Below are 25399 nucleotides of genomic sequence, written 5' to 3'. Positions count from 1 at the left end.
CGCGGTTGACAAACCTGCGCGCGAGATGCCAATTGGGCGGGCTTATGGTTCCGGGTAAACCCACGCCCGGATGAAAAGGGAACACGGTGAGGAGTAGCCAATCGGCGCCGAATCCGCGACTGCCCCCGCAACTGTGAGCGGTGAGCGATGCCGAAAAATGCCACTGGGGGTGACCTCGGGAAGGCCGGCAAAGCAAAGACCCGCGAGTCAGGAGACCTGCCCTAAGTGGTGGCCGCGCAGAGCGGCGATCAATGTTCACCGGATGCCGGGGTAGGCATCTGGCGCAGAGTATTTTCCGCGCCTGACACCCCCGTCCCTTGGTCGCAAGCCGTGCAATCGCGCGCTGCGGCAGGAGACTATATTTATGCGTAGCAACGCGATGCTTAAGACGATTTTCACCCTCATACTGGCCGTGGGGACGGGTGTTTGCGCCCCCGCGCAGGCGCATTTCCAATTGGTCTATACGCCCGAGGTCCTGCCCGAAAAATCCGGCGATCTGCCGCTCAAGCTGGTGTTCTGGCACCCGTTCGAGAACGGGCCGGTGATGGATATGGGCGCGCCGGAGGCGTTTTTCGCCCTGCATCGCGGCGCGCGGATCGATTTGATGGACAGCCTCACGCCGACGCGGTTCGCCGGCGCGCAAAACAGCGCGGCGGCCTATGATGCGGTGCTGCCGGTGCGGCGCGCGGGCGATTATGTGCTGGCGCTGCAACCTGCGCCCTATTTCGAGCAAAGCGAAGACAAATACATCCAGCAATTCGCCAAAAGCTACGTCAACCGCGCCGGATTGCCCACCGATTGGGAGGCCGAATTGGGCATGGCGGCCGAGATCATCCCGCTTTCCAAACCCTATAATGTCATCGCCGGAAGCAGCTTTACCGGCCGCGTGATGGCGGATGGCAAACCCGTGGCGGGGGCCGAGATCGAGGTCGAATATATCGCCGCCCTGCCGGATATGGAGACCTCCAAAGCGGGCGCGCCCAGCGTTGGTCCGATGCCAGGCGGGGCGGTTGTGATCCGTTCGGACGACAATGGCCTGTTTACCTATGCGGTGCCGCGCGCGGGCCATTGGGGCTTTGCCGCGCTTGATATCGGGCCGGACAAGACGCATGGCGGCAAGGATCTGAGCCAAGATGCGGTGATCTGGATCCGCGCCTTTGGGTTGGAGTGAGCCATGCATATTGTTGACGGCGCATTGTCCAATCCGGTGGTGATCGGCGGTGCCTTTGTGGCGGCGGGGGGCATTGCGATGGGGCTCAAACGCCTGCCGGTGGAGCGTATTCCGGCGGCGGGGGTTTTGAGCGCCTGTTTCTTTGTCGCCTCGCTCATTCATGTGCCGGTGGGGCCGTCTTCGGTGCATTTGATCCTCAACGGGATGGCGGGGCTGGTGCTGGGCTGGGCGGCTTTTCCGGCGCTGTTTGTGGCGCTGTTGCTGCAGGCGGTGTTTTTCGGCTTTGGCGGTTTGACGGTGCTCGGGGTCAATACGGTTTTGATCGCGGCGCCCGCCGTGGTGATGCATTACCTGTGCACCCCGATGATCCGTGCAAGCGCCCCGTCGCGCGCCGCGATCTGGGGCGGATTTGCGGGCGGGGCCTCTTTGGCTTTGACGGGGCTTTTGGTGGCCTTTGCCTTGGCGCTGACGGGGGATGCCTTTGTGCCTGCGGCGAAATTGGTGATCGTTGCGCATCTGCCGGTCATGGTGATCGAGGCGCTGTTGACCGGTGCGGCGGTGATGCTGGCGCGGCAAGTCAAACCCGAGCTTTTCGCGCCGGAGGCTTGGGCATGAGCGCCGCCCGCAGGTCGGGCGCGGGCAAGCGTGGCGCGCGCCGATGGATATTGTCGGCGCTGCTGCTTTGCGCGATGGCGGCGCCTGTCTCGGCCCATAAGGTTATCGCCTCGATCTATGCGGCGGGCGCGCGGCTTGAAGGCGAGATCGGGTTTTCCAACGGGGTCTTTGCCGCCGATACGGTGATCTATGTGCGCGCAGGTGATGGCGCGCCCTTGGGCGAGGTGGTGACCGACGCCGAAGGCTTCTTTACCTTCACGCCCACCCGCGCCGTGGCGCATGTGTTTCACGCGGATCTGGGCGCGGGCCATGTGGTGAATGCGCGTGTCGAGATCGAAGACCTGCCGCGGGGCCTGCGCGAGGGGTCTGCGCCTGCGCCGCTGGCAGCGGCGGGCGGCGGCGGGGCGGATGCCTCTGGCGCCGGTCTGGCGTGGCAGCAAGGGGCGGGCGCCTCGGGCGGCGCTGCGGCTTTGGCAGGCGCGGATCGCGCCGCGCTCTCGCAGCTTTTGCAAGACGAGTTGCGCCCGCTCAAACGCGAGGTCGCCGCCCTCAAAGAGGTGCGCAGCATGCAAGATATCCTTGGCGGGATCGGCTATATCGCGGGGCTTTTCGGGCTGGGGTTCTATATCGCGGCGCGGCGCAAGCTGGGGCAGGACGCATGAGCCTTCTGGCCGCTCTTGCCCCCGCCCATGCGGCCCCGCGCGCAAGATTGGGCGCGGTGGACCCGCGCGCGCGGGTGGTGATGGCATCGGCTTTTGCGGTGGTGACCGTGGCTTTGTCGGGCTTTGCCGCGCTGATCGCGGCGCTGGGCATGGCTTTGGCGCTGATGGCGATGGCGCATTTGCCGGTGGGCGCGACCCTGCGCCGGATGGCGGCGATGGATATGTTCATCTTTGCGCTCTTGGCGATGTTGCCCTTCACCACACCTGGCACGCCGCTTTTTACGGTTTTCGGCTGGACGGCCAGCGTCGAGGGGGCGCAGCATGCGGCGCAGATTGCGTTGACCGCCAATGCGGTGGTTCTGGCGATGCTGGCGCTTTTGGGCACAATGGAGGCGGTGACCTTGGGCCACGCGCTGCATGCGCTGCGCTGCCCCGAACGCTTGGTGCAACTGATGATGTTCACCGTGCGCTATATCGAGGTTCTGGGCGAGGAATACGCCCGTATGCGCGGCGCGATGCGCGCGCGCGGGTTTCGCCCGCGCAGCAATTGGCACAGCTATCGCAGCTATGGCTATCTGGTGGGGATGATGCTGGTGCGGGCGATTGAACGCTCCGAACGTATCCTCGGCGCGATGAAATGCCGTGGCTTTACGGGGCGTATTCCGCTGCTGGAGCGGTTTCGCATGGGGCGGAGCGATTGGCAGTTTGCCGCGCTGTTTGCCGCCGCTCTGGCGGCATTGATCGCGATCGAGGTGGCCGATGTGTTTGTTTGACCTGCGCGATGTGCATTTCGCCTATGCGGGCCGCGCGCCGGTCCTGTCGGGCGCGTCGTTTCAATTGCGCGAAGGCGAGCGGCTGGCGATCAACGGCCACAACGGCGCGGGCAAATCGACGCTTTTGCGGCTGATGGTCGGGTTGCTGCGCCCCGCCTCGGGCGAGGTCATCGCCTTTGATCGCCCGCGCCGCCGCGAGGCCGATTTCCACGAGGTCCGCCGCCGCGCCGGATTGGTGTTCCAAGACCCCGATGACCAGTTGTTTTGCCCCACCGTGGCCGAGGATGTGGCCTTTGGCCCGCTCAACCTCGGCCAAAGCCGCGACGAGGCCATGGCGCAGGTCGACAGCGTGTTGTCCCTGCTCGATCTGATGTATCTACGCGACCGGATCACCCATAAACTGTCGGGCGGGGAAAAGCGGTTGGTCAGCCTCGCGGCGGTTCTGGCGATGTCGCCTGCGGCCTTGCTGCTGGACGAGCCGACCAATGCTCTGGACGAGGAAAACGAGGCGCGGCTGGTGGAGATTTTGCAATCCTTGCCCCAAGCTATGGTTCTGGTCAGCCATGATCCGCATTTTCGCCGCAAGATCGCAACCCGCAGCCTTGTGCTGCGCGGCGGGGTCCTTGGCGAGGCCGCGCCAAGCGCCCCCGCCTGCCGTCATGCGGGCGGCGCGGATGCGGGCGCGGATCGGGGCTAGGCGCTCTGGATGAGGCGCGCTTTGAAGAGCTGCGCTCTGGACGAGGCGGCGCGCGGTGCTATATGGCCCGCCATGAGCGATCAACAACGGTCATCCGAGGTCATGTGATGCATAGAGTTTCCCGCCGCCGCGCGATTGTGACGGGCGCCGCCGCCTTGGCCCTCGGGGCGCCGCGCGCTGGCGCCGCCGAGCCGGTGCCGGATTTCGAATTTGCCTCCATCGACGGCGGGGTCTTGCGCTTGAGCGCCTATCGCGGCGGACCGGTTTTGGTGGTCAATACCGCCTCGCGTTGCGGCTACACCAAACAATATAGCGGGCTTCAGGCGCTTTATGACCGCTACCGCGCGCGCGGCCTGACGGTTCTGGCGGTGCCCTCGGGCGATTTTCGCCAAGAGCTTGGCAGCGATGCCGAGGTCAAGGCCTTTTGCGAGCTGACCTTTGGTCTGGACCTGCCGATGACCACGCTGACCCCTGTGCGCGGCCCGCAGGCGCATCCCTTCTACGCATGGCTCAAAACCACCGCAGGCTTCGAGCCGACGTGGAATTTCAACAAGGTCCTGCTCGACGGCGAAGGCCGCGTGGCCGATGTTTTCGGCTCTGCGGCCAAACCGCAATCGCGCCAGATCACCGATCGCATCACGGCCTTGCTGGACGCAAAATAAGCCCCCGCAAGCGGGCGGTTTGATTAGTTCAAAATTCTGCGGCTTTCGGGCTTGACGGGTTGGCATCCTTGGCATACCTACCGCATCGGTTTTGGCGGAGTAGCTCAGTTGGTTAGAGCAGCGGAATCATAATCCGCGTGTCGGGGGTTCAAGTCCCTCCTCCGCTACCAAACCGACCTCCCGAGTTTTGGTGATCTATGCCCTGACGGGCGGGGCGCTTTGCGCCATGATCCGCGGCGCGCTAAGGGCGGCGGCGCGCAATTTGCCAAGGCGCGGCAATGGCCCTAGTCTGGCGCAGGCAGGCGCGTCCTCAGGGCAGGTCGCAAGACCCTTGCCGAGCGGCGCTTTGGCGCGGGCTGCTGCGCTTGACGCCCTGCTTTGGCGCGGTCTATCAAGCGCCGACAGGGTGATTGGTTTACTGGCACGAAAGGCCGAAAAGTGCTGGCTTCTCAATGGATGCAGATCGCGGTTTCGATTGCCCCCAAAAGGGCCGCGCGGCTGATCGCCAAGCGCAAATTTGCGCATCTGTCCAAGGACGCCAACAACTTCACCCACCCCGATGATCTGGCGCAGATCGCCGCGCCCTACCGGATGGTCAGCTTTGATCTGTTCGACACGCTGGTGTGGCGCAAGATCGCCCTTGAGGATGTGCATCGCAAGACCGCCGAATTTGCCGATACAGCTTTGACCGGCGATGACGGCCCCTTGCCGCGCGGCCTGTTGCTGCATGCGCGCGGGGCGCATCAAGAGGCGGTGAAACGCGCAGGCATGGCGTCGAAAACCGCCTATCGCAACGAGGTCGATCTGGCCGAGGTTTTCGCCTCGGCGCTGGCGCCCTATATCGGCGATGCGCGCGCCCGCGCCCGCGCGGTCGAGGCTTTGATCGCCTATGAGATCGAGACAGAGCGCCGCGCCTTGGTGGTCGATCCGGCGATGCGCGATTTCGCGCGCGCGCTGCGCGCGCAGGGCAAGACGGTGATTTTGGTCTCGGATATGTATTTCTGCGAGGCTTGGCTGCGCAGGCTTTTGGCCGATCTGGACCTGCTGGACCTGTTCGACCATATCTTTGTTTCGGCCAGCGTCGGGGTGACCAAACACAGCGGTCTGCTCTTTGATCATGTCGATGAGACGCTGGGATCGCGCGATTGGCCGCGCCTGCATCTGGGTGACAATTGGACCAATGATGTGGCGCAGCCGCGCGCCCACGGCTGGGACGCGCTGCATTATTTCAACCGCCGCAACGAAGAGCGCAAGGATGCGCTGGAGCGGCTCGCGCGCCACCGCGTTCATGCGCGGCGCGGCGCGGCGCGCGGGTTTTTGCGCGCGGTGGAGAATGGGCCGCAAGCGTCCCATGGCGGGCAAACCGACCGTTTGACGCGGCTTGTTGCCGCCAATTTCCTTGGCTTTGCCCATGAGGTTTGGGCCGAAGCGGTGCGCGGGCGCTATGATCGGGTGCTCTTCTTGACCCGTGACGGCACGATCTTCCGCCCGCTGCTCGAAGAGGCGGCGCGGCAAAGCGGTGCGGCGGCGCATCTGGACCTGCCGACGATGGGCGAATTGGCGCTCAGCCGCCGCAGCGGCGCGCTTTTGGCCCTGCCCGCGCCCGATGATCCCGAATGGGAGGGTTATCTGCGCGATCAAACCCAATGGTTGCAAGGCGAGGCGGCCAGCCTGACCCAAGTTATGCGCGCCTTTGCGCTGACGGCGCAGGATCTGCCGCAGATGCACGGGCAGGGCGCGGAGGATATGACGCTGGAGGCCGCGATGGCGACGCCCGCGCTCAAATCCGCGCTGGCGGCGGCTTTGGCGGCCAAGCAAGACCGCGCGGCGCTCTATCTGGAGCAGCAGGGGGTTTTCCAGCCTGATCTGCGGATTTTGCTGGTCGATATCGGCTATTCGGGCACGGTTCTCAAATCGCTGAGCGCGCATATCCATGCGCGCGAGCGGGCGGAGCAAGGCGCCGATCAGGGCGCCTCGGCGCGGCTCAGCTTGATGATCTTTGCGGGCAATCGCTACTATGCGGGCAATCTGGACCGGATGCATCCGCGCGCGCAGATGCTGCCGCCTGCGGTGATCGACCAAAGCACATGGCGCGCGCGGGCGCTGTCGTTGAATTTCGCGTGGCTGGAGCCTTTTGCCGTGGATCGCCGCCGCGGCAGCCTGCGCGATTATGCGCCCCAAGAGAGCGGCGCGCTTGCGCCGGTCTTTGCCCCGCCCAATGCACACGAAGAGGCGGCAGACGCCGAGGTCATATTGGATCAGGCGCGCGAGATCGGGGCATTGATGCGCCTGTCGCCGCTGCCGCAAAAGGGCGCGCGCGCGGCTTTGGCCGAGGCGCTTGTCGCCCGCTTTGGCGCGCCCACACGGGCCGATGTGGCGCGGCTTGGCGCGTTGACCCATCATGCGGGCCTGTCCGAGGTGGTTGAAAGCGGGCTTATCGGGCGGCTGCGCCTGTGGCGGCTGCGCCGTGATCTGACGCGCCTGATGGCCGAGGACAGGTGGATCCAAGGCAGTCTGGCCGCCAGCCGTTTGGGTCTTTTGACCCCTCTTTTCAATCGCATGATAGGTTTGATCACCCGATGAAAATCCTGATTTACAACTGGGCGCCCTTTGACAATCCGGTGATGGCGGGCGGCGGGGTCACGACCTATCTGCGCAATGTGATTGACGAATTGCTGACCCGCGAGGGGGTCGAGATCTACTTCCTTTCTTCGGGCGAGCGTTACGGGTTTTTCGATCGCAAACCGCGCATCGAGGCGACGGGCAATGTCTATGACGATCCGCGGATCAAGAGCTTTGCCGTGATCAATTCACCGATCAAAGCCCCCGCGCATGATGCATTTTATGCGGTGGATCAATGGCTCGCCGATCCCGTCACGCCGCGGCTTGTGGGCGAATTTCTTGCCGCGCATGGCCCTTTTGATGCCTTCCATATCCACAACCTCGAAGGCATCGGCGCGGGGGTTTTGAGCTTGCCCAAGGACGCGGGCGCGCGGCGGATGTTCTATACATTTCATAACTATATGCCGCTGTGCCCGCAGATCGAGCTGCTCTATGATCAACGGCTGCCCTGCACGGATTACCGCGATGGCACGCGCTGTGTGGGCTGTTTGGGGCACGAGCGGCGCATGGGCGATCTGATCGCCTTTGACCGCGTGGGCGGCGCGATCAAGGGGCGCGGTTTGGCCGGTCATCCCTTGGGCGGGTTTTTGTTCGATGTCTATTCGGGCAGCAAATCCTACGCCCGCGCGCTGCGCAATCTGGCGCGCGATCTGGTCCACGGGGCGCGCACGCGGTTTCGCCATTGGCACCTGCGCCCGAAAACCGAAGCGGGCCAGCGCCAGTCATGGCGGCCAAGCGCGAAGACCAAACCGCTCAATATCCTGCCGCTGGACCCGCCGATGCTGGGCGGCGCGGCCTATAAGGCGTGGCGCGAGACCAATGGCGCGGCGCTGCGCGATCATATGGATGCGATTTTCGCGGTCTCGGACCTGTGCCGCGATACGGCCTTGCGGTTTTTGCCCGAGGGCACGGCGGTCGAGACCTTGGCCTTGCCGATCGATATCGAGATCTGTGCCAAGGAGCGCGAGGCGCTGCGGGCCGCGCGCGTGCAGGGGGATACCCTAGGGCGCGACGGGGTGACGCTCTCCTTTATCGGCTATGATATCCCCTCCAAGGGCTTGCCGTTCTTGATCGACGCCTTGGCGCAGATCGACGATCCGTTTTACCGCGAAGAGGTTGACCTGCTCATCGTGGCGCGGTTTGACGGGCAACGCAAACGCCAGCTTGCACAGCTTGAAACCCGCTTTCGCAGCGTCAAAATCGTGCCTGGATACGGGCGCGATCAACTGTGCGAACTGGCGCAGAACATCGATTTGAACATCGTGCCGTCGATCTGGTGGGAGACCTTTAATCAGGTCACGGTGGAGCTGGCGCGCCTTGGCGTGCCGTCCTTGGTGTCCTCCCATGTGGGCGCGAAACAGGTGATCGCCGATCCGCAGAGTTTTGTGTTCGAGGCGTCAAATGCGCAAGATATGCGGCTCAAGCTTGACCGGCTTTTGCGCGATCCGGCGCTGCGCGCGGGCTTTTTTGATCGCGAGTTGGTGATGCCGACCATGGCCGGACATGTGGATGAATTGCTGGCGCGCTATGGCGGGTCCAGGTCGGCGGGCTAGGCGGCAAGCTCGGCAGGCGCGCGCGGCAGCGGCGCGCTCACGCGCCTAGCTAGGCCAAGGCGGCCGCGTAATCCTCGGCATAGGTTTGCGCCAGAGCCTCGGGCATGGTCCAGTTTTGCGGCGAGAATTTGCCAAATTCCTCGACCGGAAAAATATCCACCAATGCGTCATTGACCAATTCGGCCCGCATCGGGTTGAGCACTTCGCGGTTCATCACGCGGCACAATTGCACCGCGCGCATCGAGGGCGAGGGGTTGTGCACCTCCTCGGTGTCCAGTTTGAGCGTCAACCCGCCCAGCCCGAAGCTGGTCAGAATGCGGCTCATATATCCGTCCATCCCGACCTCTGCGATGGCCGACATCGGCACCACATCGACCGCAGCCGCGCCGAAACGGGCCTCAAAGGCGCGCACGGCGGGTTGCCACAAAAGCGCGCCAAGGTCGACCTCGGCATCCAGCCAGCCTTTGAAATCGCGGCTTTCGTGTTGGCGGTGGACGAAATGCGCATAGGTCGACGACAAAAGCGCCGCTTGCGGGCGGATGGTGAGCACGATCTTGACCTGCGCCGCGCCGCAATTGGAGAGGATTTCGGCGGCACGCTCGGCGCGGTCGATGCCGCCCGTCCCGAATTTTCGCGAGGGCATGAAATCGTGGCAAAAGGTCTCTTCGGAGCAGATCACCCGATCATAGCGCGCCAGATAGGGCGCGAAAAAATCGGCAGTGGCTTGGACAATGTTGTCGACGCGGCGGCCGCGGTAGGCGGCCAGATAAAGGCCAAGGTAGTCGTGACCGCGCAGGTCTTCGGGCAAGATCAGCCCCACCCCCGCCCGCGACAGCCGCGCGCGGTTGAGCCGCAAGACATGTTGCAACGTCGAGGTCGCCGTTTTGGGCGAGCCGGGATGCACGATCAAGGTGGTCAAAGCGATGTCCTCGTCCTAGCAAAGCGCAACGCGCGTCAGCCCAGCGTCGGGCGCTCGAAGCCCTTTTCGAACCCTTCGACAAGATAGTGGTGATAGGGCAGCAATTCCCCCTTGCCGTTATAGGGCGTGGCCCAGATTTCGGGATACAGACGCAGATAGGTGATGTGGTCGAAATCCTCGGGGCTGGGGATCAGCGGCAACAGCTTGGGCAGGTATTTGCGCCGCTGCGCAGGGTCCGACAGGGCGGCCAGCCGCATGGTCCAGCGGATGCGCGACGCGATCCGGCGCGGCGAGGCGCTGCGCGGCAGGGCGGCTTTCACCGAGCGCTGGATATGGTCCATATCGACCTGCGGCAGTTGCGGCGCGGGTCCGGGCATCTGCGCGGGGTCTTTGCCAGCGGCGGTGTCGGGGTAGAACTCTTTCAAAATGGCTTTTTGGTTGTTCCACGACACACCCATGTGATGGTCGAGCCGTTTTTCCAGATGTTGCACCGCCCCTCGGGTCGAGGCGAAATTATGCTCCATCACGCGCTGGCTATGGGCATTGGCGATGGCGATGCGCAACCCGTCGGGCACATCGGGGTCGCGCATGATGGCATTGGTGACCACCGAGAAATATTGCCCGTGCAGGCTGCGCCCGCCGGTGATCGAATTGGCATAGACGCCGTCGCGGGTGCTGTCGCCCATATCGCGGTGGTGGTAGTGCGACAGGTAGGCGTCCAGAAAGCCGATATTGGCCTTCATCAGGAAATCGAGGTTGAAGCGCCAATCGCCCAAAACCGGCAGGCTTTCGTCATAGCCGCCGACCTCGTCATAGACCCAGCGGCGATAGAGGAAGCTGATCGGGGCAAAGAAATTGCCCACCGCCATTTGGGTCAAGGAGACCTCCGAAACCCATGGCATATAGGGTTCGGATTTGTGGATGATGACCTCGTCATTCTTGATCTGCTCGGAGACCCGCCATGCGCGCGACAGCACGCCTTCGAAATTGGCCGCAGCGGCGCGCGGGGCTTGCAAGAACTCGACGCTCTCGCGCAGGAAATCCGGCTCCCATTGGTCGTCGTCGTCGTGGATCACCACAAATTCGGTATCGACGGCGCGCACGCCCATGTTGGAGGCGGCTTCCATCCCGACACTTTCGGGGTTGGTGATCACGGTGATGCGGGTGGGGTCGACGCCGCTGCGGGCGATGATCTCATGCACGGATTCGGTTTCGCCGCCATCATTGACCACGACCCATTGCAGGTTTTTCCACGTCTGTTTGGCCACCGATTGCGCCGCGCGTTTGAAGAGCAGCGGGCGGTTTTTGGTGCGGGTGACCACGGCGACCGATCCGGCCCAATCTGCGGGTTTGCGTTTGGCTGCGGCGGCGGCTTTGGGCGACAGTCCGGCCTTTTCATGCGAGGCAAAGAAGGAGGATTTCTCGTCGACGCTGGAGACCTGCAATTGCAAGGCGCGGGCTTTTTTGGTCTCGTATTCCAATGCGATCTGGCCCTGCGGCCATAGCGAATGCTGGATGCGCTGCTCGCTCGATTGTTTGCTGGCCGCATCGCGCAGCACCGGCACATCGCCTTGGCGTCCGAAATCGACCGACCGGTCCTTGCCCGCCAAGGCCACGGCGTCGTTCCGGTCGGGCGTGACCAGCATCGGCACCAGTTTGGGCAGGGCCTTGTGGTAGTCGATGTAAATCTGGTCGGGCGTCAGATGGGCGTTTTTGCGGATATAGTCGAGAATGCCCAGATAAAGCGCGTCCTGCTCGGCGTCGGGCAATTCGTCTTGCACGGCTTTGAGCTGCGCGCGGGCGAGGGCATCATTGGGACCGCCGACCAGTTCCTCGACCGAAGGGGCGTTGGGCTCCAAGATCGTTTCGATCAAATGGCGGTGGGTGATGAACACGGTTTGCGGCTGCGCCGGAGTATAGGCGGGTGCATCGAAAAGCACGCCGTAACGCCCCGCCATGGGTGCGTCATCCATGACGCCAAAATACATGCCCTCAAAGCCGTATTCGGGGAAAGCATGGGTGAGCATCCGCTGGATCGAGCCTTTCCAGCCCGAATCCACCAAGACATAGCCTTGGTTGTCATGGCGGTCGCCCTTGGCCTTCAGGTGGGTTTCAAACCACGTCTTGAGGCCCTCATGGCTGGCGATCAGCCGCTCGCGAAAGAAGGTCGAGGCGGGATCATTGGCGGCGATCAGGCTGCGGAAATTGGCCTCGGTGTAGGGTTGGCGCAATTTGCCGAGCGTGGCCATATGGGGATTTTTCTCGTCCCATTCATATTGCAGATAGGCGCGGCACAAATCGCCCAGCGTCACGTTTTGGAGCGACTCGGCGGTGATCTGATGGGCGGTGGCAAAGGTCTCGGGATAGGGCGCACCGGCTTTGCACGCCGAAATGCGCGAGATGCCGAAAAGCTCTGCGTCAAAGGGCAGATCGGTGCCCGCATAGGCGGTCATCATGTCTTCGATGCGTTTGCCCGACCGGGTGCAATAGAGCGCCTTGCGCCCCTTGGTTTGCGCCAAAAAGGCCAGTTTGTCGTGAAGCTGCGCAATCCAGTGAAGGAAAACAGGCCCGAGGAGATTGGTGTATTTTTGGGTCATAATCTATTCAAACGGTTGGCACAGACATGGGCAAAGGCAGCTTGCGCTGGCCGAAGACCGTCTCGATGGTTTTGAAATGGCTGTCGCGGCGCTCTTGCAAGATTTTGCGCGGCACCGGCAGGTAACGCGCGGCCCAGCCCGCTTCGATGGGTTTGCGGAAATCCGAGGTCAGGCTGTCGCCCATATGCAAAAATTCCTCGGGGGCGACATCCATCATCTTGGACAGATAGGGGAAAATCGTGCCGCTGCGTTTGTTGATCCGCGTGTCGGCGGTCGAGACCAGATGCGCGACGCGGCTCATATCGCAGCCGCAGTTTTCCAAAAGGGTCTGGATCTGATCGGCCTGTAGATACATGTCCGAGACAAAGATCACCTGTTTGTCCATATCGACCAGCCGGTCGATCAGATCGTCGATAAAGGGCGCGATGCGCAATTGTTCGGTTTCGATCTCGATCTCGGTCTCGCACCATTTTTCGGCCCATTGCTTGCGCTCGCCCTCAAGACGCAGCGCGTGCATCATATTGAGCGCGATATCGCTGAGCCGTCCTTCGGTGGTGTGCTCGACCATTTCCGACAGTTGATAGGCGTGCGAGGCGCAGGTCAGCCGCGCCGTCAGGCAGGCCCGCGCCGATGGGGCCGCATCGCCCGAAAGCTGCGCGGCAAACCGCGTGGCCACGTCGTGAAACCGCTCCAATTCGCTTTTGCCATCGCGCCACAGCACCGTGTCGAACACATCAAAGGAGACCACCTCGGCGTCTTGCGCTTGGTCCAGAATACCGGCCAAAAGCGCCTGCGATTGTGCGCTCTCGTGGAAGGCTTCGAAACCTGCCGCGCCGAGTATGGCTTGTTCGAGAACACCGAAATGCGGGGCATCGTCATGTGCAGCGGGCTTGGGCTTTGGCATCGGCTGGTCCTGAATTCGACTTGTCTGGCGCGACTGTTAAACGACCCAAGGGGCCGGAGCAACCTTATCGGCCAAAGAAAACAGGTGCTTTCTAACGCTTTGCCCCCGCGCGGGGCAGGGGGAATGTCGCGCTATTTCAATCCATCCCGCAGCGTCATCAAGGGTGTTGACGCTGGCGCGGCGCGGCGCAAGACTGTGTTGCGCCGGTATGGGTCACAGGGTATTTGGTGCGTTACAAAAGAGGTTTTCATGACACCCGAAAAACAACACGAGCTTGCGGATCGCTTTGATCTGGCCTTTGGCAAGATGAATTATCTGCTCAATATCGATGAGGCGCGCCGCATCGTGTATCATGAAACGCCCAAGGTCGCCTGCACCTCGATCAAGAAATACATGATCGACCAAGCCTCCGGTGCGCCCGTCGAGATGGAGCCGCGCAAAGTGCATGATCGCAGCGCCTCTCCGCTGCGGATGCTCGACAGCTATAGCGACGCCGAGATCGACGCGATGTTTTCGCCCGATGGCGGGTATCGCCATTTTTGCTTTGTCCGCGACCCCTATAGCCGCGTGTTGTCGGCCTATCTCGACAAGCTGATGACCAATGAATGGGAGCGAAAGCGCCATTTGCCGATGTTCGGGTTCAAACCCGATGCGCGCCCGCAATTCGTCGAATTCCTGCGCCGCCTGTCGCGCCGCCCCGACCGCGAGCGTGACATCCATTATATGACGCAGGCGCGGTTGACGGGACGGTTGGCTGGGTTCGAGACCTCCTACATCGGGCATTTCGAGAATTTCAAACATGACTTTTTGAAGCTGAAGCTGGAGCTTTTCGGCGATAGCGAAGGCGAGGATTACCAGCAGTTCGGCAAGCACCATTCCTCGGGGGCCGATGACAAGACGGCGGAATATTACGGCGAGGAAGAGCGCGCCTTGGTGCGCGATATCTACGCCGTGGATTTCGCGGTCTATGGCTACGCGCTTTAGGGCGGGGCTAAAATAACCCGACCCCCCACGCGGCCCCCGCGCAAGTCACCAAGGTCCAGACCACGCCCAGATGCAGCCGCAACAGCAAGAGCGCCGCAAGCGCGATAAGCGCGGCGGCGGGCAAGCTGAACGTCGCCGGATCGGGGCTCCATAGGGTCAGCGGGCCATAGGTTTCGCGGGTAACTGCGCCAAAGAGCACATGCAAAGCGAACCATAGAGACAGGTTCAAGATCACGCCGACAACGGCGGCGGTGATGGCCTGTAGCGCGGCGTTCAATCGCGGCTGCGCGGCCATCCATTCGATGTAGGGCGCCCCCGCGAATATCCACAAGAAACACGGCGCGAAGGTCGCCCACAGCACCACCGCGCCGCCCGCAAAACCCATGGCGGTGCCGCCCGCGTGAAACCCCGCCATCATCCCCACGAATTGCGTGACAAGGATCAACGGGCCAGGTGTGGTTTCGGCCAATCCGAGGCCATCCATCATTTCCGCCGCGCTCAGCCATCCAAATCCGGTGACCACGTCCTGCGCCATATAGGCCAGAACGGCATAGGCCCCGCCAAAGGTGACCACCGCGAGTTTGGAGAAAAACAGCCCCAGCATTGGCAGGATCGTCTCGCGCGCCAGTGCGGCAAGCAGCACCAAAGGCGCGGCCCAGATCACCAATCCGGCCGCAATTGTGCCCGCCGTGCGCGCCATCGAGGTCCCCGAGCGCGGGCTATGGGCGCGGCTGCTGGGCGGCATCTGCGCGTCCGCATTGCGGCGCAAAAACACCGCGCCATAGAGGCCTGCGGCCAGAACGATGAGCGGATAAGGCAGGCTGAGGAGGAAAATACCGACAAAGGCCAGCGCGGCGATGGTCCAATGGGCGCGCTGGCGCAAGGCGCGTTTGGCCACGCGCAGCAGGGCCTCAAGCACGATGGCGACTGCCGCCGCCTGCACGCCCAAAAACACCGTGCCGAGCAGGGGCATTTGCGCATAGTGCATATAGAGCGCGGCAATCGCGGCGATCACCATCGCCCCTGGCAGGACAAACAGCAATCCGGCGACCAAACCGCCGCGTATCCCGTGCAAGCGCCAGCCCGCATAGGTCGCCAGTTGCATGGCCTCCGGCCCCGGAAGCAACATGCAAAAGCTCAGCGCGTTGAGGAATTGCTGTTCGGTGAGCCATGCGCGCTCGTCGACCAATATCCGGTGCATCAGGGCGATTTGCGCTGCGGGGCCGCCAAAGGACAACAGCCCGATTTTGAGGAAAACCCCGAAGGCCTCGGCGCGGGTGGGCGGCGCGGCGCGGGTCTGCGCGGCGGCGCTCACGGGGCGCTCCGGCGCGCGTGCGCAGCAGGGGGCGCATAGTGCCGCGCGCCGTTTGATGGGGCGGCATGGCGCCGCGCGCTGGGCAAAAGCTGGGGATCTTGGGCAAAATCCTCATCGATGCGAACATTAATGAGCGTGGGGCAATCGGGGGTGCCGACCAAACGGGCGAGTTGATTTGGAGTGATTTCCGTCGGAGACGCCATAATACATCCTTCCCTAGGTTTAGGTGTCGCAGGATGCGGGGTTTGGCTGGCGCCTCACGAGGCCGCCGCAGGCCCCATAGGCCGTTCATCCCAAATTGCGCGCGCTCTTGTCAAGGGTGTCCGCCGCGCGCGCCGCGTCCCTTTGCGCCGTCCGCGCGGGCCTCATATATGCATGTTTTTTGATGTTTTCGCCCAATTTAACCCAATATTAGCTTTTCCTAACCATTCTCTTGCGGGGTGAAACGGTAACAAGGTTGGTGGCTCTTGATCATATTGGATCAGGTCTTTCGCAGGTTGGGCGCGATCTCGGATCGCCGCGCAATGCTCAGTGACGGCGCGCAGACGCATCACTCCGAAGGGTTTTTGCCGCTGCTGCGCTATCACCAGCTCAACACGATTTTCTCGCTCACCCCCGTGATGATGATCGCCAATCTGCTCAACGCCGCCGCCTTTGCCATCTTGGAGTTGCGCTTGGGGTTGATGTCGGGCGCCGATTGGGCGTGGTGCTTGCTGGTTTTCGGCCTCGGGGGCACAGAGCTGTTGCGCCCGTCGCGAAAGAAGACGCAGCGCAAACACTCCCGCGCCAGTGCGCGCAGCATCGGCAAGATCGTTGTGAGTTCGGTGCTCTTGGGGCTGATCTGGTGCTATCCTTTGACGGTGATCGCCTTTGGCGGGACCAGCGAGGAGATCGCCTTTGTCAGCGCCCTGACGGCGGGGATGGTGGCGGGCGGGGCCATCGCGCTTTATCCGGTGCCCTTGGCGGCGCTGAGCTATATTGGCGTTTTGACCATCGCGGTGCCTCCGACGATCTTTTTCGGCCTGCCGGAGATGGTCGTGCCTTTCTCGATTGTGACGCTGATTTTCTTTGTGGTGGTCATGGTATCGGTGGGGCATCACCACCAAGCCTTTGTGCAAGAATTCTCGCGCCGTTTGAAGGCGGAGTTCCAGATGGAGTTGCTCGATCTGATGATCGGCAATGACCAGACCCGTTTTGACAATTGCATCTGGCAAACGGATGAAGATCTCAAGCTGATCACCCTTGCCGATCCGGTGCACCGGATTTTGGGACTGCCTGAGACGGTCGGCACTCTATCGATTCCCGATCTGATCGAGGCTTCCGGCCATCGGGCGGCTTCGGCCCATTGCCGCGCGCTTCTTGAAGGGTTGCTCGGCTTGCACGGGGAGGTGCCCGAAGAGTTTTGTTTTCGCATCACCCGCACCGAGAGGGGCGAAAGCGCGCGCACTTTGGAGGTGGCCGGACGGCGCGCCGATCTGCGCGAAAGTGGCGGCACCTATTACAACGGCTATATCAAGGATGTGTCCGAAGAGGTTCTGGCGTTGGCCGAGGCGCATCGTTTGGCGACCCACGACAATATGACCGGCCTGCCCAATCACCGCGAATTCCTGCGCCAAGTCGAGGCGATGATCGCCGAGCGGCTGGCATGGCAGGAGCAGTTCCATCTGGGGCTTTGCTTTATTGACGCCGATAACCTCAAACGCACGAATGACAGCTTTGGCCACCGTGCGGGCGATCGGCTTTTGACGGCGATTTCCGAGCGGTTGGAGCAGATCGAACTGCCTTGCAAGGTGGTGTGCCGCAAGGGCGGGGATGAATATCTGATCTTCCATATCTGTGAGACTGCACAGGAATTCGCCAGCGCGACCGAGCGGTTGCACCGCCATCTGAGCGGGATGTTCGATTTCGACGGGCGCGCCTTGCAGATGCAATGCACCATCGGGGCCTCCTCTTGCGCCTTGGGGGCAAAAACCATCGAGCAGCTTGAATTCGAGGCGGATGTCGCGCTCAAGAACCAAAAGAAAATCTGGAAATCGCAGGTCGGTTTTTATGAGGAGACCCTTGGCGCGGCGCATCGGCGCAATGCGATTGTTGCGCGCGATTTGCGCGCGGCGCTGAGCGAGGATGCAATGGATCTGGCCTATCAACCGATTGTCTCGGGCGATGATCGCCGCGTCTGGGCGGTGGAGGCTTTGCTGCGCTGGACCCATCCGGAGCTTGGGCCGATCAATCCGCAAAAAGTGGTGGAGATTGCCGCCGCCGAAGGGTGCAGCGGCGATTTGACCGAATGGGTGATGCGGCGGGCGCTGCGCGACGGGCGGGCATGGCCGCGGGAGGTGCAAATTTCGGTCAACGTCTCGGCCAGCGAGTTTGACCGCCCCGATCTGAGCGCGCTTGTGGCGCGGGTGCTCAAGTCCGAGCGCTGCGCGCCCGAGCGGCTATGGCTGGAGATCACCGAAGACCAGTTCTTGCCGCGCAACACCCGCGTGGCGCAGAATATTTCGGGTCTGCGCGCTTTGGGCGTCAAGCTGGCGATCGATGATTTCGGCAGCGGCTATTCCTGTTTGAGCAATCTGGACGACATCGAATGCGATGTGATCAAGATCGACCGCTCTTTGGTGCAAAACTGTCATTTGCGTCCGACCAGCTTGACGATGATCGTCTCGCTAAGCGCGATTGCGCGGGCCAACGGGCGGGTCGTCGTGGTCGAAGGCGTGGAAAACACGGCCGAGGCCGAGGCCTTGGAATTGGCGCAGGTCGATCATTTCCAAGGCTTCTTGTTCCATCGCCCGATGCCCGCCAAGGAGGTGAGCGAGGTGATCCGCGCCAAGGCGGCATCGGACGCGGCCTGACCTGCGGCGCATGGGGCTGGCTTTGCGCGCGCCCTTTGTCAGGGGCCGCTCAGCTTGCCGCGCATGGCCTGCGCGTCCACCGGCGCGCGGCTAAAGATGTGCCACGCGTCGATGCCTTGGTTGAAGAACAGCTCATAGCCTGAAATCACCTGTAGCCCCGCCTTGCCTGCATCGGTGAGAAACACCGTATCGACGGGGGTATAAACGGCATCGAAGGCCCATGAGGCCCCGCTCAAATGGGCGGCGGGCAAGGGCGTGCCATCAAGGCCGACCATGCCAATCGGGGTGCAGTTGATCAGACCATCGGCGCCGCGCGCCGCCTCGGCGGCATCGGTGAATATCTCGATCCGGCTCTCGCTGCCCGCCGCGCGCAAACCGGCGGCGAGCGCTTCGGCCTTGCCCGCGTCCAGATCGACCAAGCGGATCACCGGAGCATGTAGCGCGAGCAGGCCGAAAGCCACCGCTTTGCCCACCCCGCCGGTGCCGATCAAACATACGGTGCCTGTGCTTTGCGCGCCGCGCGCCGCGCGGTAGGCCGCGACAAAACCGGTGCAATCGGTGTTATGGCCTTCGGGGCCGTCTTGGGTAAACACCACCGTATTGACCGCGCCAATCGCGCGCACCAACGGATCAGGCACCGCAACGCGGGCACAGACGCGCTCTTTATACGGATAGGTGATGTTGATGCCGCGATAGCCCTCGGCGGCGGCCCAATCGAAAACCTCGTCAAAGCTTTGCCCCCTGTCGGCGGGGATCAAGCGGTCATAGCTCACGTCCAGACCGGTGATTTCGCCCGCCAACCGGTGCAGCATCGGCGATTTCGAGCGGGCGATATTATCCCCGATCAAACCCAGTCGCAGTGTCGCGCTCATTTTGCACTCCGCAGGCGGGATTTGATCTTGGTCCAGAGCGGCGTCTGGCTGACGAAAATGAGGATCACCGCGATGAAGAGGACGCAAGAGACGGGGCTGGTGAACACACCGTGGAAAAAGCGGCCAAGGTCTTCGCGCTCGGAGATGATCGCACGGCGCCAGTTGTCATCCAAAAGCCGCGACAGGATCACGCCAAGGATCACCGGCCCGAGCGGATAGCCGTAAAAGCGCATGAAGTAGCCCAAGACGCCAAAGCCCAGCATCCAATAGACATCGGTGATCGAATTGTTCACCGCAAAGGCCCCGACAATCGACAGCAACAAGATCAGCGGGATCAAAACCGCGCGCGGCATTTCAACGATCTTGGTGAAAATCCGGATGCCGGTGAGGCCGAAAAGCAGCATGAAGAAATTGGCCGTGACCAAGGCGCCGACGATGAACCAGAACATGTCGGGCTGGTCGATCATCAACATCGGACCGGGGTTGAGGCCGTGGATGAAGAGCGCGCCGATCATGATCGCGGTCACCGCATCTCCGGGGATGCCGAGGGTCATCATCGGAATAAACGCCCCGCCGACGGCGGCATTATTGGCGGTTTCGGGGGCGACAAGCCCCTCCATCGCGCCTTCGCCAAAGGGCACTTCGGGGTCTTTGGTCACGCGTTTGGCGTGGTCATAGGCCATCAATGCGGCAATGTCCCCGCCGGTGCCTGGAAGCGCGCCGATGATCACCCCGATCGAGGAGGTTTGCAAAGACAAGGGCAGGTGACGGCGCACCGCGCTCCACGAGGGCACAATGCGGCCGATCTTTTGTTTTACGGCGGCGGTATTGACGTGGTGCAATTGGTTGAGCGCCTCGCTGACGCCGAACATGCCGATCATCACGGCGATGAAATTCACCCCGCCGCGCATGATTTGCAGATCAAAGGTAAAGCGCTCGGTAAAGGTCAGCGGGTCCATGCCCACCGCGCCAAGCGCAATGCCGAAGGCACCGGCAAAAATGCCCTTGAGCAGGCTGCCGCCCGACAGCGAGCCGACAAGAAGAATGCCCAGAACCGCAAGAAGCATATAGTCGCGCGGTTGGAATTTCAGCGCGAAATCCGACACCAAGGGCGCCGCCAGCGCGAGAACGCCGATGCCCAGAAGGCCGCCGAAAAACGACATGACGGTGGTGACGCCAATGGCCACGCCCGCTTCGCCGCGCTTTGCCATCGGATAGCCGTCAAGCGCCGTGGCAATCGCCGAAGGCGCGCCAGGGATGTTGAGCAAAATCGCCGTGCGCGAGCCGCCGTAAACGCCGCCCATATAGATGCCGATCATCAGCGAGATCGCCGGATAGACGTCCCAAGAGAAGGTAAAGGAGATCAGGATCGACACGGCCATGGTGACCGACAATCCGGGGATCGCGCCGACATAGACGCCCGCCAAAGTGCCAAGGCCGACGAGCAGCAAGAGCTGGGGTTGGGCAAAAACGGTGAGGAAGGCTTGAAGGGCTTCAAACATGTTAAACTCCTTTGCCGAACAGGCCGCGAAGCCATGCGAGCATTTCGCCTTCGGGCACGATGCCAGCGGGCATGAGCACGGTGAAAACGATGCGGAAAATCAGGTAGATGGCGATGAGGCTGAGCAGGCCGACGAGGGCGCTGAAGCCCCAAGTGCGGCGGCCCAGAATCTTGATCGAGAGGATCAAGAACACCGCCGATGTGGGCAAAAAGCCCAGCGGGTTGAGCGCCAGCGCGTAGAGCACCAGCAAGACAACCGCGATGATCACATTGGGCGGCAAGATCACCCGAAAGAAGGATCCCGCGTCGCGTGCGGGGCGGCGCAGGGTCTGGATCAGGACGGCAATCGCGGCGATGCTCATCACCGCCGTGGTGGCCATCGGCACGCTGCCCGGCGCGCTGAGCGCTTCGAAACCGGAAATGCCATAGGCGCTGTAGAGCAGGCCGAGGCTGGCCAGCGCGACGAGCACGGCAAAGACGGCCTCGCCCGGGCGGCGGTGCGCCTCGGGGGCGTTGGGCGTCTTGCCGCTTGGGGTGTCGGCGGCGGATTTCGGGGCAGGGGGGGCGGCATTTTCCGGATGGGTCACGGGGCATGTCTCCTTGGGCCAATGATCAGGGCGAATGCGCTGGGCGGCCTCGGGGCTGCGGGTGCAGGGCTTCGCTTGCCGCAAAATGCGGTGCGCGAAGGGTGGCACATGTTGGGGGGCTGGGGATAGTTGCAAAAAGGGCGGGCCTGATCGGACCCGCCCCCTTGTCGGTCGGTCTTATTTCTTGCGTTCGATGCCGAACTCTTCAGGCGACTTTTTGGTCAGACCTGCGTCTTGCATGAGCCATGCGGTGGTTTGCTGCCAACCGGTGAGGAAGTCTTGCGCCTCTTGGCCGGAGATCCCCATCATGGTGAAGCCGCGACCGTTCATCAGCTCGACGAAATCGGGCGCTTTGGAGGCTTCAGCATAGGCGGCCGAGAGTTTGGCCACGACATCATCCGGCGTGCCTTTCTTGACGAAAACGCCGAAGAACGGACCCCAAGGCAGCATCGCGTTGAACTCGGGGTTGGTGTCGGTGATCGCAGGCACGTCGGGCAGCGCGGGGCTGGCGGCGGTGTCGAACAGGGCCAGAGGCTTCATGGTGCCGGCGCGGATGCCTTCGACCGAGGCGCCCAAAACGGCGGGCATCACGTCAATGGCGCCGCCTTGCAAAGCGGTCAGCGCGGGGCCGTCGCCATCATAGGGCACAAAGATCACCGGCAGATCGGTGGTCGAGCGGATCATCGCCGTGACGACCGACGGCAGGCCGCCCGGACCGGTGGAGCCGAAACGCACTTCATTGGGGTGCGCGGCGATATATTCCAGCATCTCGGGGTAGGTGTTGAACGGCGCATCGGGACCGGCGACCAAGATCGGCGTGCCGCGGGCCAGAATGTTGATCGGCGTGAAATCGTTATAGTCCTTGTCGCCAAGGCCCATGACTTTGTAGAGCAGCGGGTTTTCCGCGCCCATCAGCAATTGGTAGCCATCGGCATCGCCGTTGGCCACGTGGTTGAGCGCAATCGCGCCCACGCCGCCGGTCATGTTTTGCATCACGATCGAGCCGCCGAGGATTTTTTCGGCATGGGGCGTGACGGAGCGCATCACCGTATCGGTGGAGCCGCCGGCCCCCCATTGGATGATCCCTTGAATTTCTTTGGTGGGGTATTCGGCCACGGCTGCGGTGGCACTCAGACCAAGAGCGACAATTGCGCTGATCAGTTTACGAGACATCTCTTTCCTCCCTTTGAGCGTCTGGGGCTGGCGTTTCCTCCTCGGACCCGCCAGCGATGCCTTAAAATGTAACGATTGGTCAATTTGTCAATTGAAATGTTCTGTTTGGTTAAATTAATGATAGGTTTAACCATGGCTGGCCATAGGGATCGAGGGGCTTGCCGCGGTTCGATGAGGATAAAACAGATATTTCACAGTCATTTACGCAAGGCAGGTCTCGGGAGGGTCAGCGGCGCGGCTTTTGGAGGAAAAATGCGATGAAACCGGCGATATCGGAGAAAAACGGCGATTCCGGGGGCGACTCACCCTCCCAGATGGAGTGTGATTTTCTGGTGGTCGGGTCGGGCGCGGCGGGGCTTTCGGCGGCGGTTTGCGCGGTGCATGCGGGTCTGCGCGTGATCGTGGCAGAGAAGGAACCGGCGCTCGGCGGCACCACCGCATGGTCGGGTGGATGGATGTGGACCCCGCGCAATCCACTGGCGCGGCGGGCGGGCATCAACGAAGATATCGCCGCGCCGCGCGCCTATCTCAGAGCGGTTCTAGGCGCGCAATACGACGCCGAAACCGTCGAGGCGTTTTTGCAGCAGGCGCCGCAAATGGTCGCCTTTTTCGAGGCGCAGACGGCGCTGCAATTCGAGGGCGGATTGGCGATCCCCGACACCTATGGCGCGGCAGAAGGGGCGGGAACCGGTGGGCGTTCGGTGATTGCCGCACCTTTTGATGCGCGCGCTTTGGGGGCGATGGCGGCAAATTTGGCCCGCCCGATGCCGGAGACCACCTTTCACGGAATGACGATCCAAGCGGGACCGGACCTGCGCGCCTTTATGACCATGACCCGTTCTGCGCGCGCCTTCGTGCATGTGGCTCGGCGGGTGCTGCGCCACGGCTATGACCTGCTGCGTTACGGGCGGGCGATGCAACTGCGCAACGGGATGGCGCTGGTGGGGCGTTTGGTGAAATCCGCCGAAGACCTGCCAGTCACGTTCATGCTGCAAACGCGGGCGGTCTCGCTGATTGATGCCGCAGCGGAGCAATCCGGCACGGGGCACTTCGATACCGCGCAAAGCGCCAGCGCTCAAAGTGGCGGACCGCAAAGCGCCGACCAGAGGATCATCGGCGCCGTGCTCGAACGCGGCGGGCAGAACATACGCGTTCTGGCGCGTTGCGGCGTGGTGCTGGCAACGGGCGGCTTTCCCCATGACCCCGCGCGCCAAGCCGCGCGCATTCCCCATAGCGATCATCACCTGAGCGTGGCCGCGCCCTGCGCCACGGGCGACGGGCAGCGCCTCGCGGTTCAGATGGGCGCCGCGCTGCGCGAGGATCTGGCCGCGCCCGCCGCCTATTGTCCGGTCTCCGAGGTGCCGTTGGGCAAGGGGCGCAGGGGCCGTTTTCCCCATATCATCGAGCGCGGCAAGCCGGGGATCATTGCGGTCAGGGCCAACGGGGCGCGGTTTTGCAATGAGGGGCTGGGCTATCATGACTATGTAACCGCGCTTTTGGCGGCGACCCCCGAGGGCGAAGCGCCGGTGTCGTGGTTGATCTGCACCCGCGCGTTCCAGCGCCGCTACGGGCTTGGCATTGCGCGGCCTTTCCCCTTGTCCGAAAAACCGTGGATCAAGGCGGGCTATATCAAAACGGGGGCCACGGTGCGCGGCCTCGCCCAAGCCTGCGGCATTGATCCGGCGGGATTGGCCGAGACGTTGGAGCGCTATAACGCGGGTGCCGAACGCGGCGAGGATGTTGAATTCGGGCGCGGCACCACGCCCTATATGCGCCTGCAAGGCGACCCCGCGCATGGGCCGAACCCCTGCGTCGCCCCCATCGCGGGCGGGCCGTTCTATGCGGTCAAAGTCTATCCGGGCAGCTTTGGCACCTTTGAGGGGCTGCGCGTCAACCGCCATGCGCAGGTGCTGCGCGCCGATGGCAGCGTGCTGCGCGGGCTATATGCGGCGGGCACGGATATGGCGAGCGTGATGGGCGGGCATTATCCGGCGGGGGGGATCAACCTCGGCCCCGCCATGACCTTTGGCTATATCGCGGCGCGCCATGCCGCAGGAGAGGCATGATGACCCAGCAAAAGACCACAGGCCAACCCCAGCCGCGGCAGTTTTCCATCGCGCATCTGACGGCGATTGATCTGCCGCCGCATGAGTTGATCCATCTGGCGGCGCGCTGCGGCTATGATGCGGTCGGGTTGCGGCTCATTCGGGTGACAGACACCAGCCCCGGTTACCCGTTGATGGAGGACCCCGCGATGATGCGCGCGGCGCAAAGCGCATTGGCCGAAACGGGGGTTTTCGTCAATGACATCGAGTTTGTGAAGCTCACCCCCGATCTGGAGGTTGCGACGCTTGAGCCGATGCTGGCGACGGGGGCGGCCTTGGGCGCGCGCCATGTGATTTGCGCGCCCTATGATCCGGATTTGCCCCGCCTCGCCGTGCGTCTGGCGCAGATGAGCGAACTGGCGGCGGGATATGGGATCAAGGCGATGCTGGAGTTTTTCCCTTGGACCGTTGTGCCCGATCTGCCCGCCGCCCGCGCGCTTGTCGCGGCCAGCGGCGCGGATGCGGGGATTTTGGTCGATGCGCTGCATTTCGACCGCTCCGGCAGCCGCTTGGCCGATCTGGCGGCGCTGCCCCCTGCGCAGGTGCCCTTCTTGCATCTGTGCGACGCGCCGGTGCATCCGCCCTATAGCACCGATGACCTTTTGCATGCGGGGCGGGCCGAGCGTTTGCCGCCGCTTGAAGGGCAGATCGATTTGACCGCCTTCCTTGGGGTCTTTCCCGCGCAAAGCCTGATCGCGCTCGAAGTGCCGATGACGGCGGCCACCGCGCGCGAGGGCATAGAGGCCGTGGCAAAGCGGGTGATCGCGGCCGCGCGCACCTGCGCGGCGCAGGCGGAGTTACGGTGAGGGCGCCGTAGGGCCGACCGCTGCGGTTT

20 protein-coding genes, 1 tRNA gene and 1 riboswitch are annotated in these 25399 nt (G+C 62.9%); of the genes, 13 read left to right on the top strand and 8 right to left on the bottom strand.

Annotation, left to right across the window (positions count from 1 at the left end):
- Positions 1–28: 28 nt before the first annotated feature.
- Positions 29–238: riboswitch (cobalamin riboswitch) on the top strand.
- Between the two features lie 126 nt (positions 239–364).
- The 9 genes from ABWV64_RS07055 (at position 365) to ABWV64_RS07015 (ending at position 8755) form a co-directional block, all read left to right on the top strand.
- On the top strand, positions 365–1171 hold the full coding sequence (locus tag ABWV64_RS07055) for a DUF4198 domain-containing protein (RefSeq protein ID WP_353343552.1): 807 nt from the start codon (positions 365–367) through the stop codon (positions 1169–1171).
- 3 nt (positions 1172–1174) lie between these two features.
- Positions 1175–1786, top strand: coding sequence for a cobalt transporter CbiM (gene cbiM, locus ABWV64_RS07050; protein ID WP_353343551.1), 612 nt, complete (start codon positions 1175–1177; stop codon positions 1784–1786).
- Positions 1783–2448, top strand: a complete 666-nt coding sequence (locus ABWV64_RS07045) for a NikL family nickel/cobalt ECF transporter subunit (protein WP_353343550.1) — start codon at positions 1783–1785, stop codon at positions 2446–2448. Before cbiM ends, ABWV64_RS07045 begins: the two co-directional genes overlap by 4 nt.
- Positions 2445–3221 carry a cobalt ECF transporter T component CbiQ gene (cbiQ, locus tag ABWV64_RS07040; RefSeq protein WP_353343549.1) on the top strand — a complete coding sequence of 259 codons (777 nt, stop codon included), beginning with the start codon at positions 2445–2447 and terminating at the stop codon, positions 3219–3221. Before ABWV64_RS07045 ends, cbiQ begins: the two co-directional genes overlap by 4 nt.
- A complete protein-coding gene (locus tag ABWV64_RS07035; protein WP_353343548.1) occupies positions 3208–3918 on the top strand; it encodes an energy-coupling factor ABC transporter ATP-binding protein in 711 nt (236 codons plus the stop codon). The genes cbiQ and ABWV64_RS07035 overlap by 14 nt, the downstream gene beginning before the upstream one ends.
- A gap of 107 nt (positions 3919–4025) precedes the next feature.
- Positions 4026–4580: a glutathione peroxidase gene (locus tag ABWV64_RS07030; RefSeq protein WP_353343547.1), complete on the top strand. Its 555-nt coding sequence runs from the start codon at positions 4026–4028 to the stop codon at positions 4578–4580.
- A 93-nt stretch (positions 4581–4673) separates the two neighbouring features.
- Positions 4674–4750 (top strand) — tRNA-Met (locus tag ABWV64_RS07025).
- Between the two features lie 268 nt (positions 4751–5018).
- Positions 5019–7163: an HAD family hydrolase gene (locus tag ABWV64_RS07020; RefSeq protein ID WP_353343546.1), complete on the top strand. Its 2145-nt coding sequence runs from the start codon at positions 5019–5021 to the stop codon at positions 7161–7163.
- Positions 7160–8755, top strand: coding sequence for a glycosyltransferase (locus ABWV64_RS07015; RefSeq protein WP_353343545.1), 1596 nt, complete (start codon positions 7160–7162; stop codon positions 8753–8755). Before ABWV64_RS07020 ends, ABWV64_RS07015 begins: the two co-directional genes overlap by 4 nt.
- A 49-nt stretch (positions 8756–8804) precedes the next feature.
- Here ABWV64_RS07015 and ABWV64_RS07010 read toward each other — a convergent pair whose 3' ends face one another.
- The 3 genes from ABWV64_RS07010 to ABWV64_RS07000 are packed head-to-tail and all read right to left on the bottom strand — an operon-like array spanning position 8805 to position 13175.
- Positions 8805–9674: a hypothetical protein gene (locus ABWV64_RS07010; protein WP_353343544.1), complete on the bottom strand. Its 870-nt coding sequence runs from the start codon at positions 9672–9674 to the stop codon at positions 8805–8807.
- Positions 9675–9709: 35 nt separating this feature from the next.
- Positions 9710–12271 carry a glycosyltransferase family A protein gene (locus tag ABWV64_RS07005; RefSeq protein WP_353343543.1) on the bottom strand — a complete coding sequence of 854 codons (2562 nt, stop codon included), beginning with the start codon at positions 12269–12271 and terminating at the stop codon, positions 9710–9712.
- A 7-nt stretch (positions 12272–12278) separates the two neighbouring features.
- Positions 12279–13175 (bottom strand): hypothetical protein, encoded by an 897-nt coding sequence (locus ABWV64_RS07000; RefSeq protein ID WP_353343542.1) that lies wholly within the window; start codon positions 13173–13175, stop codon positions 12279–12281.
- 249 nt (positions 13176–13424) lie between these two features.
- Here ABWV64_RS07000 and ABWV64_RS06995 point away from each other — a divergent pair, with 249 nt between their 5' ends.
- On the top strand, positions 13425–14159 hold the full coding sequence (locus ABWV64_RS06995) for a sulfotransferase family 2 domain-containing protein (RefSeq protein ID WP_353343541.1): 735 nt from the start codon (positions 13425–13427) through the stop codon (positions 14157–14159).
- A gap of 7 nt (positions 14160–14166) precedes the next feature.
- Here the strand turns inward: ABWV64_RS06995 and chrA are convergent, their stop codons facing one another.
- A complete protein-coding gene (chrA, locus tag ABWV64_RS06990; protein WP_353343540.1) occupies positions 14167–15474 on the bottom strand; it encodes a chromate efflux transporter in 1308 nt (435 codons plus the stop codon).
- Positions 15475–15941: 467 nt separating this feature from the next.
- Between chrA and ABWV64_RS06985 the strand changes: the two genes are divergently transcribed.
- On the top strand, positions 15942–18326 hold the full coding sequence (locus ABWV64_RS06985; RefSeq protein ID WP_353343539.1) for a putative bifunctional diguanylate cyclase/phosphodiesterase: 2385 nt from the start codon (positions 15942–15944) through the stop codon (positions 18324–18326).
- A 38-nt stretch (positions 18327–18364) separates the two neighbouring features.
- Here ABWV64_RS06985 and ABWV64_RS06980 read toward each other — a convergent pair whose 3' ends face one another.
- The 4 genes from ABWV64_RS06980 to ABWV64_RS06965 form a co-directional block, all read right to left on the bottom strand.
- Complete coding sequence (locus tag ABWV64_RS06980) at positions 18365–19198, bottom strand: shikimate dehydrogenase family protein (protein ID WP_353343538.1); 834 nt, start codon at positions 19196–19198, stop codon at positions 18365–18367.
- Positions 19195–20700 (bottom strand): tripartite tricarboxylate transporter permease, encoded by a 1506-nt coding sequence (locus ABWV64_RS06975; protein ID WP_353343537.1) that lies wholly within the window; start codon positions 20698–20700, stop codon positions 19195–19197. The genes ABWV64_RS06980 and ABWV64_RS06975 overlap by 4 nt, the downstream gene beginning before the upstream one ends.
- Before the next feature lies 1 nt (position 20701).
- Positions 20702–21286, bottom strand: coding sequence for a tripartite tricarboxylate transporter TctB family protein (locus tag ABWV64_RS06970; RefSeq protein ID WP_353343536.1), 585 nt, complete (start codon positions 21284–21286; stop codon positions 20702–20704).
- Between the two features lie 177 nt (positions 21287–21463).
- Positions 21464–22459 carry a Bug family tripartite tricarboxylate transporter substrate binding protein gene (locus ABWV64_RS06965; protein ID WP_353343535.1) on the bottom strand — a complete coding sequence of 332 codons (996 nt, stop codon included), beginning with the start codon at positions 22457–22459 and terminating at the stop codon, positions 21464–21466.
- A gap of 314 nt (positions 22460–22773) precedes the next feature.
- Here ABWV64_RS06965 and ABWV64_RS06960 point away from each other — a divergent pair, with 314 nt between their 5' ends.
- Both ABWV64_RS06960 and ABWV64_RS06955 read left to right on the top strand, forming a co-directional pair.
- Entirely contained in the window at positions 22774–24525 is a 1752-nt protein-coding gene (locus ABWV64_RS06960) for an FAD-dependent oxidoreductase (RefSeq protein WP_353343534.1), read from the top strand.
- Positions 24525–25370 carry a sugar phosphate isomerase/epimerase family protein gene (locus ABWV64_RS06955; RefSeq protein WP_353343533.1) on the top strand — a complete coding sequence of 282 codons (846 nt, stop codon included), beginning with the start codon at positions 24525–24527 and terminating at the stop codon, positions 25368–25370. The genes ABWV64_RS06960 and ABWV64_RS06955 overlap by 1 nt, the downstream gene beginning before the upstream one ends.
- Positions 25371–25399 lie beyond the last annotated feature (29 nt).

The sequence above is a fragment of the Litorivita sp. NS0012-18 genome, assembly GCF_040371945.1.
In the GTDB taxonomy this organism is placed as follows: Bacteria; Pseudomonadota; Alphaproteobacteria; order Rhodobacterales; family Rhodobacteraceae; genus Litorivita.
The sequence above is the reverse complement of the archived record's forward strand: the minus strand, read 5'-3'. Positions and strand labels throughout refer to the sequence as shown.